Below are 12,080 nucleotides of genomic sequence, written 5' to 3'. Positions count from 1 at the left end.
CTGCGGTTTGAACGATGAGCCTGACCGTGGACGAGGACGGCTGGACGCCCGCCGCCTGCCACTGCGGGACGGTGCGGCTGCGGGTGCGGTTGAGCGACGGGCTGGCCAGCGCGCGGCGCTGCGACTGTTCGCTGTGCCGGATGCGCGGGGCGGTGGCGGTGACCGCCGGGCTGGGCGGGGTCGAGGTGCTGGAGGGGGCGGAGGCGCTGACGGAATACCGGTTCAACACCGGCGCGGCGCGGCATTTCTTCTGCTCGAAATGCGGGATCTATACGCACCACCGGCGGCGCTCGAACCCGAACGAATACGGCGTCAACGCGGCCTGTCTGGAGGGCGTGAGCCCGTTCGACTTCGCCGAGGTGCTGATCAACGACGGGGTCAACCACCCCAGCGACGGCGGCGGCGGGGTGGTCGGGGTGCTGCGGTATGAGCGGGTGAAGGGCGACTGAAGACTCGACGCAAACTCGAGGCGGAGAACTCCGCATGGGGTGCAGACGGTCCGCTCCAGGGACGTCATGTCTGCTCCCGGCCCGTTGCGGACATCGGCGCTGCTTCATCAAAACGACCGCTCCTTGCCCTCAGGCCACTTTCTGAAAGGTCGGCTGTCAGCACCAGCCTCAAAGACCCATAAATGGGCGCATCCTAGAGATGCCCGCGAAGTCGTGGACAACCGTTGCTATGCAAAGTGGATCCTTGGGCGTAGCGTCGTTGTTGCCGCCGCTTTGATGGCTGGTGGCGGGCGCTCGCCCCGCGTGGGTTGTTGCAGGCTGGCGACGGTCGGCCATAGCGGGTGAATCCAGATGCCGGTTTCCACCACTCGTCCCGCCGCGAACGCACAGGATTCTGCAGATTCGAAAGCGGACAGCGCCCCTCCCTACAGGACGCGGATCGGCCTGATGCGTTCAACGGCGCTGATCGCGGCGTCGCTGACGGTCTGCCCGGCGCTGGCCCAGACCCCACCCCCGGGAGAGCGGCAGTACTGGGACGGCGGAAACGTCAGCAACCATAACAACGGCGTGATCAATGGCGGCTCGGGCGTCTGGGCGGTCACAGGCTCAAATTGGACCGACGCCACAGGTCTTTCTAACGGCTCCCTGTCTCCGCCTGGTTTCGCCATCTTCCAGGGCGCCAGCGGTACTGTGCGAGTCGACAACAGCCTCGGCGCGGTGGGCGTCATTGGCATGCAGTTCGCAGCCGACGGCTACCGGATCGAGGGCGACGCGCTCGACGCCGGCGCGGCCGTCCGCGTCGGCGACGGCACGGGAGCCAGCTTCGGGTGGACGGCGACCATTGCCTCTGCGCTGTATGGCACCAGAGGACTGACCAAACGCGGCTCCGGCACGCTGATCCTCGCGGGCGACAGCACCTACATCGGCGGCACCACCGTCAGCGCCGGCTCGCTGCAGATCGGCGACGGCGCATCGGCCGGTTCAATCCTGGGCTCCGTGAACCTGGCGAGCGGCACCTCGCTGATCTTCGCGCGCAGCGACAACCACGACTTCCGCAACGGCGTCCGCGGAGCCGGCCACGTCATCGTTCGCGGGACCGCGACCCTGAGCGGCGAGATCACCACTGCTGGTGGCGTCGACGTCGACGCGGGGAGTCATGCCACGGTCTCGCTTGTCAGGGTGAACAGAGGCTCCGCAGTGACCGTCGGTCTCAATGGCTCACTGACGGTTGCGGCCGGCGGAGGGGTCTCGTCCAGGAACGGAGTCGGCGTTCAGGGTCTTGCGACCGGCGTGTCGGTCACCAATTCCGGCAACATCTACGGCGGTGACGACGACCATGTCTTCGGCGGCGCCGCCAATAGCGGCGTGCGCCTCATCGGCGGCGGCACGGTCACCAACCTGAACGGCGGTCGTATCGACTCCCAAACCGGTGAGGGGATCAACGCGATCGGCGCTTCGGTCCTTAACGCGGCCGGCGGCACCATTACCGGCTCACTTCACGCCGTCTTCCTGTCCGGAGCGGGCTCCTCGGTCGACAACAGCGGGACGATCATCGGCGGCCACAGCGGATTTTTTAGTGAGATTACGCGGTCAGCTCTCACGCTGAACGACGGTGGCGTCTTGATCAACCGCGCGGGCGGGCTGATCACGACCGACGGCGGGCACGGCGTTGTTAGCGGTTCGGGCATCGGAACCATCACCAACGCCGGTTCGATCCAGGGCCTCATGAGTGGCATCCGGTTCGGTACTGGCGGCAGTCTGACCAATACCGGCTCGATCTCCGGCGCGACGGGCGTCGATGCCTCCACAGCCACCCAGGTGCTGAACCTCATCAGTTCGGGTTCGATCACGGGCTGGGGCGGAACGGCAATCACGCTGGGTGGCCAGGCCGATACGGTCTGGCTGCAGGCGGGTTCGGCGACGAGTGGCTCGGTCCTGCTGGGCGCGGGCGCGGATGCCCTGACGCTGGCCGGCGGACTGACCGGCTCGGCCGACGCCGGCGCTGGCGCAGACCTGGTCACCCTGATGACCGGCGGTTCCGTCAGCGGCCAGATCGACGGCGGCGCGGATGCGGACGTCTTCGCGCTGGACGGCGCCGGAACCGGTTCGATCGACATCGGTTCGGTCCTCAACTTCGAAAGCCGCGTCAAGAACGGCGCGGGGATATGGGTGCTGACAGGTGCGGACGCATCGACGGCCGGCTGGACCGTGAACGCCGGCGTCCTCACTGCTTCGGGCGGCTCCGCGATAAACGACGCGGCGTTTGTGGACATCGCCCTTGGCGGGACCCTGGCGCTGCTGAGCGACGAAACGATCGGCGCCCTGTTCGGGACGGGCGACGTCGACGTCGGCGCCGGCCACCTGACCTTCGGCGGCGTCGAATCCGGCTTCGGCGGACGCCTGTCCGGCTCGGGCCAGTTGGTTCACACCGGCGGTCTGTTCACCTTGGCGGGCGATCACACCATCGCCTCGATCAGCAACACCGGCGGCGAGCTGCGCTTCCTGGGCACGACCACCGGGGGCCTTTCGGTCTCGGGCGGCAGCGTGACCGGAGCAGGCACCATCGGCGGCGCCCTGACAGTCTCCAACGGCGCGATCCTGTCGCCCGGACTGGCCGGCGTGCAGAACGGCATCGGCGGCTTCATCGCCGGCAGCCTGACGCTGAACGGCAGCACGCTCGCCATCGACGTGCTGGGTACGGCCGGCGGCAACCTGATCGACCAGCTGCGTGTCAACGGCACGGCGACCCTGACCGGCGGCCTTCTGGCCCCGACCTTCCAGGGCCCGGCGGCGACGGATTTCGACTTCTCCACCCGCTACCTGTTCCTGCAGGCCGACAATCTGGTGGGGACCTTCGCCAACGGCGGAACCTTCACCGCGGCGGCCCAGCCCGGCCTGTTCTGGCGGGTCCGCTACGACCTGAGCCCGAACGCGGCTGTGCTGGAACTGCGCAAGCTGACCAACTTCGATCCGGGCGCGACCGGGACGGCGAACCAACGCTCGGTCGGTCAGGCCCTGTCGGGCGGCCAGCTGGCGGCGTCGGACGACTGGGTCGCCATCCTGAGTCTGATCGCCGGCCTGAACGACGCGCAGCGGGCTGCGGCCTTCGACAGCATCAGCGGCGAATCGCTGGCGGACGTGACCACCTCGATATTCAGCGCCAACGACGTCTTCATTACCGCCGTTCGCGACGGCGGACTGAACGGCCGGAACGACGGCGGCGAGGCCCTGAACTTCGTCGACCGGATGAGCTTCGTCGGGGGCCGCGACAATACGGCCGATCGTCTGGGCGACGTCCTCGGCGCCTTCGATCCATCGGCTTCGACGAACCGCGGCGCGGGCGGCTGGGTTTCGGCCTACACCGGCGACCAGATGCTGGAAGGCAAGCCGGGCCAGGCCACGGTCGAAAGCACGCTGAACGGCTTCGCCGGCGGCTACGGCCTGCGCAAAGGCTCCATGAGCATCGGCGCGGCCGGCGGGGTCACCCGTCTGGAAGGCGATGTTGTCGCGCGTGACGGTCACTACGAGAGCGATCTGTCGCATGCAGCCGGCTACGCCGCCTTCGACGACGGCGTCTGGGCCGCGGACCTGATGGCCTCCTTCTACGGCGGCGATCTGGACACCCGTCGCGGCATCACGGTCGGCGCCTTCAGCGGTCAGGCCATCGGCGACACCCATATCGAGGGCCAGGCGCTCTCGGCCAGCGTGGCGCGCCGCTTCCTGATAAACGACAATACGAGGATCGCCTTGGGCGCTGTCGGCACGGCGTCCAACGCCTCGGCCGACGGCTATACCGAAACGGGTGCGGGCGGCCTGTCGCTCCACGTCTCGGGTCAGGAGCGTAGCTGGCAGACCCTCCAGCTCGGCGCCCGCGGGACGCAGGACTATCGGGTCAACGGCCAGAGCTTCCGGATTTACGCCGGAGCCGGCGTCCTCGCCATAACCGGCGACCGTCAGGCGATCGGCGACATGCGCTTCTCGGGCGCGCCCACGGGCTTCGGCGCCTTCACCGTCGAGGGGGCCGAAACCCCGCCGCTGGCCGGACTCGCGAACTTCGGCCTGGAGGTCGGGGTCAGCGAGGGCGTCACCGTCTCCGCCGGATACCGTGGTCTGTTCAGCGAACGCCTCCAGGACAACCAGATCGGCGTCAAGCTGAACGTCAGTTGGTAAGCCTCATGGCAGCGCCCCCATCCAAAAGGGCGGGGCGCCGTTGACACTCCCGGCGGTCGAGCCGTGCTGTGTAGGTTGAAGCAAGAGCGAACGCCGCATTGGACGAACGCCTGACAACCAGCGGACGGCCCCAACGCTCCCTTTCGGCCCGTCAGTGCAGAACCGGGGGCCTGATCGCTGATTCTGCACCCGATGAGAGACGGTGGCGGGGCGGAGCCCCGTCGGGTCAGGGTCGGCTGCGCGCAGCGGCGAAGCCGTCCCCGACAGGCGACCTTCACCCTCTCCCATCGGGAGAGGGACCTAGCGACGCGGGAACACCCGGATCGTGATCCGTTCGCGCTCGCCCTCGTGGCGTTCGACCAGCAGGCGGGCGACCTGGGCGTCGTCGTGGAACAGATAGCCCTTGATAGCGTCGAGCAGGGCCTTGGCGAGGTTGTCGAGGTCGATGTGCGGCGGGTCGCCGATGTGCTCCATGCGGATCTCGACGACGAAATCGCCCCAGGAGGGGCGCGAGGCCCACTCCTTGCGCATGAACTCATAGACCAGCGGCTTGTAGTATCTCGACTGGGTCGTCAGGCCGTCGATGGTGATCTCGACGGCGTCGCCCACCTCGCGCAGGCGGACCTTGCCCGTGCCGATCCAGCCCGCCGTCAAGGGCGGCACTCGGGCGGGACCTCGCCGATCAGGGTCGCCGTGCGGATCATCACGGGCGGGGTCAGCTGCTCCTGATCGTCGGCGGGCGACAGCTGGATGCGGCGCGCGACGTCGAGGCCCTCTACGAGGCGGCCGAAGACGGCGAAGCCCTGGCCGTCCGGATTGCGACCGCCGCCGAAGTCGAGGCTGGGCGCAGCCTGGGTGACGATGAAGAAGCTGGAGGTGGCGGTGTCGGGGCCGTCCCGGGCCATGGAGATGGCCCCCGCCGTGTGGGCGAGGCCGGTGTCGCGGGTGCGCTCCAGCGGGATCGGCGGGCGCAGGTCGTCGTCCGAGCCGCGCGGGGTGGCGGCCTGGATGACGTCGATGGGATTGGGATTGTCGTTGGTTTCGCTGATCACGGTGCGGAAGAACGACCCGGCCTCATAGTCGCCGTCGGTGACGTAGCTGAGGAAGTTGCAGACGGTCAGGGGCGCGCGCTCCAGCTCCAGTTCGAGGACCATGCGGCCGGCGTCGGTCTCGAGCGCCACGCGCGGCTTGTCGGCGCCGTCGGCGGTGGTGGCGCAGGCCGAGAGGGCCAATGCCGCCGTCATCATCATGGTCCGCATCGCCGGCTCCTCCGCCTTGTCCCCTCGCCTGCCCGTGCTACACCGCCGCGCATCCTCCCGCCACGCCTGAAGAGCCTCGCGCCATGAGCAAACACCGCACCGAAACCGACACCTTCGGCCCGATCGAGGTCGCCGCCGACCGCTACTGGGGGGCGCAGGCGCAGCGGTCGCTGGGCAATTTCAGGATCGGCGAGGAGACGCAGCCGCTGCCGATCGTGCGGGCGCTGGGCATCGTCAAGCGGGCCGCGGCCGAGACCAATATGGCGCTGGGCAAGCTGGACCCGAAGCTGGGCGAGACCATCGTCAAGGCGGCCAACGAGGTCATCGAAGGCAAGCTGAACGACCATTTCCCGCTGGTGGTGTGGCAGACCGGCTCGGGCACCCAGTCGAACATGAACGCCAACGAGGTGATCTCGAACCGGGCCATCGAGATGCTGGGCGGCGAGATGGGCTCCAAGAAGCCGGTCCATCCCAACGACCACGTCAACATGAGCCAGTCGTCGAACGACACCTATCCGACGGCCATGCACGTGGCCTGCGCCGAACAGGTGGTGAAGACGCTGATCCCGGCGCTGAAGCATCTGCACGCGGCGCTGAAGGCCAAGTCGGACGCCTGGCAGGGCATCATCAAGATCGGCCGGACGCATACCCAGGACGCGACGCCGCTGACGCTGGGCCAGGAGTTCGGCGGCTATGCGCATCAGGTGGCGATGGGCATCGAGCGGATCGAACAGACCCTGCCCAGGCTGATGGAGCTGGCCCAGGGCGGCACGGCCGTCGGCACCGGGCTGAACGCGCCGGTCGGCTTCGCCGAGATGGTGGCGGAGAAGATCGCCGCCATCACCGGCCTGCCGTTCACGACCGCGCCGAACAAGTTCGAGGCGCTGGCCGCGCATGACGCCATGGTGTTCAGCCACGGGGCCATCAACACGGTGGCCGCCTCGCTGTTCAAGATCGCCAACGACATCCGCTTCCTCGGCTCGGGCCCGCGCTCGGGACTGGGCGAGCTGGCCCTGCCGGAGAACGAGCCGGGCAGCTCGATCATGCCGGGCAAGGTCAATCCGACCCAGTCGGAGGCGCTGACGCAGGTGTGCGTGCAGGTGTTCGGCAACCACGCGGCGGTGACGTTCGCCGGCTCGCAGGGGCATTTCGAGCTGAACGTGTTCAACCCGGTGATGGCCTACAACTTCCTGCAGTCGGTCCGACTGATGGCCGATGCGGCAGTGAGCTTTACCGACAACTGCGTGGTCGGGATCGAGCCCCGCGAGGACAACATCAAACGCGGCCTCGAGAACAGCCTGATGCTGGTCACGGCGCTGAACGGCAAGCTGGGCTACGACGCCTGCGCCAGGATCGCCAAGACGGCGCACAAGAACGGAACGACCCTGCGCGAAGAGGCCGTCGGCGGCGGCTATCTGACGAACGAGGAGTTCGACGAATGGGTGCGGCCGGAGAAGATGATCTCGCCGGGGTGAGGATACGGACCCCGCAACGCACAACAAGAAGGGCCGCCCCGGGCATCCGGGGCGGCCCTCTTTCGTCCGGGTACGGAATTACTCCGAGATGGTGACGGTCGTGCCTTCGATCTTGCAGACGTCGACGCCGCGGACGTCGATGGCGTCGCCGTCGTCGAAGTCGGCGCGGAGGTCGTACATGCAGCTCTCGACCCCGTCGTCGATCGACACCTCGGCCGTCTCGCCGGCGGCCACGGTCTCCTCGCCGAGGATGTCATTGTCCCAGTCGTCGCTGGCGGCGGGCGACAGGTAGAGGTGGGTCAGGGTGTAGCTGGTGGCGTTTTCGAGGTTGAACTTGACCTCGGCGACGCCGGCGGCCTCGGTGGCCTCAGCGTCCGGCGCGGGCGCGGCCGTGTCTTCCGAAGAGCCGCAGGCGGCCAGAAGGGCGGCCGCCGCGGCGGCCAGAACCAGTTGTTTGATCATATTTACAGTCCCCAGCAGCAAAGCTGCGCCCATCAGCCTTAAGCTCCACCGTGCCGGCGGTCGAGGAGAAAGGTGACGGCCCGGACGCCTCAGGCCTTCTCCGTCCAGCGGGCCCTGGCCTCGTCCTTCGTCACATTGAGGTGCACGTGGGCGTCGACGTGGGCGATCCAGCTGGTCGGGATCAGGTGGTGTTTGAAGCCGGAGCCGAGGTCCAGCCTGGCCAGTTCGATCTGATCGCCGTGGACGCGGTCGACGCGACCGACATGGCCGCCGTCGGAGCCGACGACTTCAAGGCTTTCGCGGAGCAGCGAGAGGTCTACCATGGGGCCTTCCTGATGGTTCGAGGTGTCGGGAAAACCCCTCGGCCGCGGGGCCGGTTGCATAACGGAGGCGTCATGGGCGAGGTCGTGAACCTGAACCGGGTGCGCAAGGAGCGGGCCCGGGCCGAGGCGAAGACCGCCGCCGCCGCCAAACGGGCGACGCACGGCCGCTCAAAGGCGGAGCGGACCAGGGCCGACAAGGAGAAGGCCCGCGCCGACCGGCTGCTGGACGGCTCCAAGCTGGAGGACTGAGGCCGCCGGCGCCCGTCCGGTCAGACCGCGGAGACCTTGGGCGCGCGGATCAGCAGCACCTGTCCGGCCAGCACCAGGCCGAGGCCGGCCAGCGCCAGCCAGCCGAAACGGGCGTCCTCGAACAGGACCGAGACCAGCATGGCGATGGGCGGGGTCAGGGCCGAGATGTAGCTGGCCAGGGCGTAGCCGCGGGCGCGGGCGATGCTGAAATAGACCACGAAGGCGATCACCGAGCCGAACACCGACAGGTAGAGCAGCGACCCGAGGTAGGTGAAGCTGGGCTCGATCGACCACTCGACCCCCGTCGCCAGGCCGTAGAGGGCCAGCAGGCCGGCGCCCCAGGCCATGGCCCAGGCGGTGGACGGGATCACCGCCGACCCCGCCACCTGGCCCTTCCAGGCGAAGAAATTGCCGAAGGCGGCGGCGATCACGGCCGTGACGGCGAAGCCGACGCCCGTGGCGCTGGCGGCGTCCAGCCCGGCGCCGAGCACTTCCGAGCCCGACAGCACCGCGACGCCGACCACGCCGAGCGCCGCCCCACCCCAGGAGGCCAGCGCGGCCCGCTGGCGCGCCGCGACCCGGAACAGGATCAGGTTGAGGAAGGCCAGGGCCGCGAAGATCACAGCGACCACGGCCGAGGCGATCCGCCCCTCGGCCGCGTAGGTGAAGCTGTAGCTGATCGAGAAGGCGAACACCCCCTGCCCCGCCGCCGCCAGATGCTGGGTCAGCGACAGCTTCAGCGATCGGCGCGTCAACAGACAGCCGACGAACAGCAGGATCGCCGCCAGACCGAAGCGCCAGACGATGGAGGCCAGCGGCGCGACCTGGCCGAGCTGGAGGGTGATGGCGTACCAGGTGGTGCCCCAGATGGTCGCGCACAGGGCGACGCCGCCGATCGCCCACAGGGTGGCGCGCGACAGGCCGGTCGGCGGCGGTGCGAGGGACTCGGAGGGCGCGGTCATCCTCGCCAAGTGGATGAGCGGGGGACCGGGCGCAAGCCGAGGAATGCGCGCTACGTCACAAGCAGGGCTTATGGCGTCCGAAACGCGCGGTCAGGCCCTCAGCTTGAGCGCCGCGCGGGCCTCCGCCGGGACCGCCTGATAGATGGTCGGCGTCCGCAGGCCGAGCCGGGCCCGGGCTGTCTCGAGCGGCTCGGCGAACAGCGCCTCGTAGTCGAGCGCGGGCAGCCATCGCGTGGCGCGCCCGATTCGCCACGCCTGAAGCACGGCCCGCCGGGCCGGGATGGAGGGGTTCTCGCGCTGGATCTCGCGGGCGGCGCCCCAGCCGATGAAGGCGAAGCCGAAATTGCCGGTCTGGGCATGGGAGAAGGCGACCACGCAGGCCTCGCCCAGGGCGTCGGTCTGGTAGCCGGTCAGGACGTGCCAGATGTCGTGCACGTCGCGCAGGCGCCGGGAATACCAGAGAACCGGATGAGGCGCGTCCGCCAGGGGCGCGACCTTGCGGGACTCCGCCGCCAGGCCCTCGGCGGTGAAGCCGCGCGCCTCGCGGAAGTCGCGGTAGGCGGCGCCGACCGTGCCGGGCTCGAACCGGGCCAGCCAGACCGGATCGTCGAGCCTGTGCGCCAGCTCCTCGCGCAGGAAGGCCTGACGGCCGCCCTCCATGGTGCCGAGCATGCGATTGTAGCCGCGGGCGATCGAGCGGCCCGACAGGGCGCGCATGATCTCGAACACCTGGGCGGTGTCCTCCTTGTTGCGGACGAGCCTTCGAAAGGCCCGCAGCGCGGTCAGCGGCTCCAGCCGCTGGGGCCGGAAGCGATCGGAGAGGTCGAAATCGGCGGTGGCGGTCATGCGGCGGTCCTGCGAGGGGGCGCGGCCGCAACATAGCGCGTTCCGCGGCGAAGGTGAACGCCGATCATGAACCGGCGCGGCTCGCCGGACAGCGGCCCCTCGGCTAGGCTGGCCGCATGCTCAGGAAACGCTCCGTCACCCTGTCCGGCCACGCCACCTCGGTGGCCCTGGAACCGCAGTTCTGGGCGGTGCTGGACGAGATCGCGGCCGCCACGGCGCTGAGCCAGGCCGGGTTGATGAAGCGGATCGACGAGCGGCGCGGCCGCACGCCGCTGGCCTCGGCCTGCCGGTTGCTGGCGTTGGCCTGGGCGAGCGGCGACCGTTCGTTCGCCGAACAGGACTCCGCCGATTGACAGCGGCCAAGGTTGGCGCATCCTCCGCCCCGGAGAGCGCATCATGGTCGACAACAAACTGATCCCCGCCGCCGTCGTGGGCGGATTGCTGGCCGTCGGCCTGATCGGGGCCGGAGGCCTGATCGGCCAGGGCGTCGTCAATGCGAGGATTGGCGACCGGTCGGTGACCGTGCGCGGCCTGGCCGAGCGCGACGTGCAGGCCGACCTGGCGGTGCTGCCGCTGCGGTTCACGGCCTCCGGCGAGGTGTTGTCGGAGGTGCAGGCGCAGATCGACGCCCATCTGGTCATCGTGAGGCGATTTCTGGCGGCGCAGGGCTATCCCGCCGACACCGTGACCCTGGGCCGGCTGGAGGTCGCCGACAGACGGTCGCGGGAATACGGCAGCCAGGACGGCGGCCCGCGCTTCATCCTGGCCCAGACCGTGATCGTGCGGACCACGGACGTGGCGCGGGTGCAGGCGACGACGCGGGCCATGAACGACCTCGTCCGTCAGGGCGTGGTGCTGCAGGACTTCAGCGGGCCGTCCTATATCTTCACCGGCCTGAACGAGGTGCGGCCGACCATGATCGCCGAGGCGACGGCGTCCGCCCGCACCGGCGCGGCCCAGTTCGCCGAAGATTCCGGCGCGCCCCTGGGTCCGATCCAGCGGGCGACCCAGGGCTCGTTCGAGATCCTGCCGCGCGAGGGGTATGGCGACGCCAGCCAGTCCCCGGACCAGAGGGTCCGGGTCGTGACCACGATCAGCTACCGCCTGAAGTAGGCGTTCAGTTGGCCGGAGCGGGATCCGGATCGGGCGCCGTGGGCGGCTCGATCGGCGGCAGCTCCGGCAGGTCCGGCATCTCGGGGGCCTCGGGCATTGAGGGCGCCGGCAGGTCGACGTCGAGGTCGACGTTGGTGTCCGTCGCCCGGTCCAGGCCGCCGTTCGAGAACATCACGATGGCGATGATGACCAGCACCACCAGCAGGCCGCCGACCAGGAAGCCGATCCAGCCGGAGCCGCCGCCTCCTCCGCCGGACGGGGGATTGTTGATGGTGGTGTGATGCACCACCTCGGGCCGGTCGTCAGGCTCGCGGGGCGGAGGCGCGTTGGGATCGGTCATCGATCAGCCCTCCGTGCCGGGAACCGCCGGGGCCGAGACCTCGGGCAGATCGACATCGACGTCGATCTGTTTGGTTTCGGGCGCGCCGCCGCGGGCGAAGACGAAATACGCCACCACGGCCAGCACGACCACGATCGCCCCGACGATGAAGGCGAGGCCGGTGTTGCCGCTCCCCCCGCCCGTATTGTTGTTGTTCTCAGCCATGGCTGTCCTTCCCTTGAACCCACTGTCGGCAACCGGAACGACGGTCAGGCTTCACGGTTCCCTGACGGGCCGGCGACGCGGACGCTGACATCGCCGGCCGTGCCCCTTATGTTCCCGCGATGAGTCTGCCTGAAGCCCCCGCCCCCCGCATTTCCGATCTCGCCCGCTCGCGCGGCCCCGGGGGCGTCCAGCCGTCCGGCGCGCCCGATTATCTTGCCGGGCTGAACC

General features: G+C 69.2%; 15 protein-coding genes. 7 read left to right on the top strand and 8 right to left on the bottom strand.

Features of this window, described 5'->3' with window-relative positions:
- Positions 1-14 precede the first annotated feature (14 nt).
- Positions 15-449: a GFA family protein gene (locus RDU12_RS03745; protein ID WP_308684117.1), complete on the top strand. Its 435-nt coding sequence runs from the start codon at positions 15-17 to the stop codon at positions 447-449.
- 447 nt (positions 450-896) lie between these two features.
- Positions 897-4,619 carry an autotransporter domain-containing protein gene (locus tag RDU12_RS03740; RefSeq protein ID WP_300290327.1) on the top strand — a complete coding sequence of 1,241 codons (3,723 nt, stop codon included), beginning with the start codon at positions 897-899 and terminating at the stop codon, positions 4,617-4,619.
- Positions 4,620-4,919: 300 nt separating this feature from the next.
- On the opposite strand, the gene RDU12_RS03735 is transcribed toward RDU12_RS03740, so the two are convergent.
- Both RDU12_RS03735 and RDU12_RS03730 read right to left on the bottom strand, forming a co-directional pair.
- Entirely contained in the window at positions 4,920-5,273 is a 354-nt protein-coding gene (locus RDU12_RS03735) for a RusA family crossover junction endodeoxyribonuclease (RefSeq protein ID WP_300290326.1), read from the bottom strand.
- The gene (locus RDU12_RS03730; protein WP_300290325.1) at positions 5,270-5,878 is read right to left on the bottom strand and encodes a peptidylprolyl isomerase; all 609 of its coding nucleotides are present in this window, start codon (positions 5,876-5,878) and stop codon (positions 5,270-5,272) included. The genes RDU12_RS03735 and RDU12_RS03730 overlap by 4 nt, the downstream gene beginning before the upstream one ends.
- 83 nt (positions 5,879-5,961) lie before the next feature.
- On the opposite strand from RDU12_RS03730, the gene fumC reads away from it, so the two are divergent.
- Positions 5,962-7,353 (top strand): class II fumarate hydratase, encoded by a 1,392-nt coding sequence (gene fumC / locus RDU12_RS03725; protein ID WP_300290324.1) that lies wholly within the window; start codon positions 5,962-5,964, stop codon positions 7,351-7,353.
- A 78-nt stretch (positions 7,354-7,431) separates the two neighbouring features.
- Here the strand turns inward: fumC and RDU12_RS03720 are convergent, their stop codons facing one another.
- Entirely contained in the window at positions 7,432-7,815 is a 384-nt protein-coding gene (locus RDU12_RS03720) for a hypothetical protein (protein WP_308684116.1), read from the bottom strand.
- 89 nt (positions 7,816-7,904) lie between these two features.
- Entirely contained in the window at positions 7,905-8,138 is a 234-nt protein-coding gene (locus tag RDU12_RS03715) for a DUF2171 domain-containing protein (protein ID WP_300293630.1), read from the bottom strand.
- A gap of 72 nt (positions 8,139-8,210) precedes the next feature.
- On the opposite strand from RDU12_RS03715, the gene RDU12_RS03710 reads away from it, so the two are divergent.
- Positions 8,211-8,387 carry a DUF4169 family protein gene (locus tag RDU12_RS03710; protein WP_300293632.1) on the top strand — a complete coding sequence of 59 codons (177 nt, stop codon included), beginning with the start codon at positions 8,211-8,213 and terminating at the stop codon, positions 8,385-8,387.
- 20 nt (positions 8,388-8,407) lie between these two features.
- On the opposite strand, the gene RDU12_RS03705 is transcribed toward RDU12_RS03710, so the two are convergent.
- A complete protein-coding gene (locus RDU12_RS03705; protein WP_308684115.1) occupies positions 8,408-9,349 on the bottom strand; it encodes an EamA family transporter in 942 nt (313 codons plus the stop codon).
- A gap of 90 nt (positions 9,350-9,439) precedes the next feature.
- Entirely contained in the window at positions 9,440-10,195 is a 756-nt protein-coding gene (locus RDU12_RS03700) for a Coq4 family protein (protein ID WP_300289445.1), read from the bottom strand.
- Between the two features lie 116 nt (positions 10,196-10,311).
- Between RDU12_RS03700 and RDU12_RS03695 the strand changes: the two genes are divergently transcribed.
- Together RDU12_RS03695 and RDU12_RS03690 are read left to right on the top strand one after the other, a co-directional pair.
- The gene (locus RDU12_RS03695) at positions 10,312-10,548 is read left to right on the top strand and encodes a ribbon-helix-helix domain-containing protein (protein ID WP_300289446.1); all 237 of its coding nucleotides are present in this window, start codon (positions 10,312-10,314) and stop codon (positions 10,546-10,548) included.
- A gap of 43 nt (positions 10,549-10,591) precedes the next feature.
- A complete protein-coding gene (locus RDU12_RS03690; protein ID WP_300289447.1) occupies positions 10,592-11,308 on the top strand; it encodes an SIMPL domain-containing protein in 717 nt (238 codons plus the stop codon).
- 4 nt (positions 11,309-11,312) lie between these two features.
- Here the strand turns inward: RDU12_RS03690 and RDU12_RS03685 are convergent, their stop codons facing one another.
- Positions 11,313-11,648, bottom strand: a complete 336-nt coding sequence (locus tag RDU12_RS03685; RefSeq protein ID WP_300289448.1) for a hypothetical protein — start codon at positions 11,646-11,648, stop codon at positions 11,313-11,315.
- A gap of 3 nt (positions 11,649-11,651) precedes the next feature.
- Positions 11,652-11,852, bottom strand: a complete 201-nt coding sequence (locus RDU12_RS03680) for a hypothetical protein (protein ID WP_300289449.1) — start codon at positions 11,850-11,852, stop codon at positions 11,652-11,654.
- 119 nt (positions 11,853-11,971) lie between these two features.
- On the opposite strand from RDU12_RS03680, the gene RDU12_RS03675 reads away from it, so the two are divergent.
- The coding region (locus RDU12_RS03675; RefSeq protein WP_308684118.1) for a hypothetical protein at positions 11,972-12,080 on the top strand (109 nt) is incomplete at its 3' end.

Origin of the sequence: Brevundimonas sp. (assembly GCF_031082345.1) — a bacterium.
Lineage (GTDB): Bacteria > Pseudomonadota > Alphaproteobacteria > Caulobacterales > Caulobacteraceae > Brevundimonas.
Note: the sequence above shows the minus strand (reverse complement) of the source record. Positions and strands in the feature narration are given on the sequence as shown.

Bases quoted from the DNA above. Each gene is read 5' to 3' on its own strand.
- RDU12_RS03710 (WP_300293632.1), top strand. From the start codon at position 8,211: ATGGGCGAGGTCGTGAACCTGAACCGGGTGCGCAAGGAGCGGGCCCGG.
- RDU12_RS03715 (WP_300293630.1), bottom strand. From the start codon at position 8,138: ATGGTAGACCTCTCGCTGCTCCGCGAAAGCCTTGAAGTCGTCGGCTCC.
- RDU12_RS03720 (WP_308684116.1), bottom strand. From the start codon at position 7,815: ATGATCAAACAACTGGTTCTGGCCGCCGCGGCGGCCGCCCTTCTGGCC.
- RDU12_RS03700 (WP_300289445.1), bottom strand. From the start codon at position 10,195: ATGACCGCCACCGCCGATTTCGACCTCTCCGATCGCTTCCGGCCCCAG.
- RDU12_RS03745 (WP_308684117.1), top strand. From the start codon at position 15: ATGAGCCTGACCGTGGACGAGGACGGCTGGACGCCCGCCGCCTGCCAC.
- RDU12_RS03685 (WP_300289448.1), bottom strand. From the start codon at position 11,648: ATGACCGATCCCAACGCGCCTCCGCCCCGCGAGCCTGACGACCGGCCC.
- RDU12_RS03740 (WP_300290327.1), top strand. From the start codon at position 897: ATGCGTTCAACGGCGCTGATCGCGGCGTCGCTGACGGTCTGCCCGGCG.
- RDU12_RS03695 (WP_300289446.1), top strand. From the start codon at position 10,312: ATGCTCAGGAAACGCTCCGTCACCCTGTCCGGCCACGCCACCTCGGTG.
- RDU12_RS03690 (WP_300289447.1), top strand. From the start codon at position 10,592: ATGGTCGACAACAAACTGATCCCCGCCGCCGTCGTGGGCGGATTGCTG.
- RDU12_RS03705 (WP_308684115.1), bottom strand. From the start codon at position 9,349: ATGACCGCGCCCTCCGAGTCCCTCGCACCGCCGCCGACCGGCCTGTCG.
- fumC (WP_300290324.1), top strand. From the start codon at position 5,962: ATGAGCAAACACCGCACCGAAACCGACACCTTCGGCCCGATCGAGGTC.
- RDU12_RS03680 (WP_300289449.1), bottom strand. From the start codon at position 11,852: ATGGCTGAGAACAACAACAATACGGGCGGGGGGAGCGGCAACACCGGC.
- RDU12_RS03730 (WP_300290325.1), bottom strand. From the start codon at position 5,878: ATGCGGACCATGATGATGACGGCGGCATTGGCCCTCTCGGCCTGCGCC.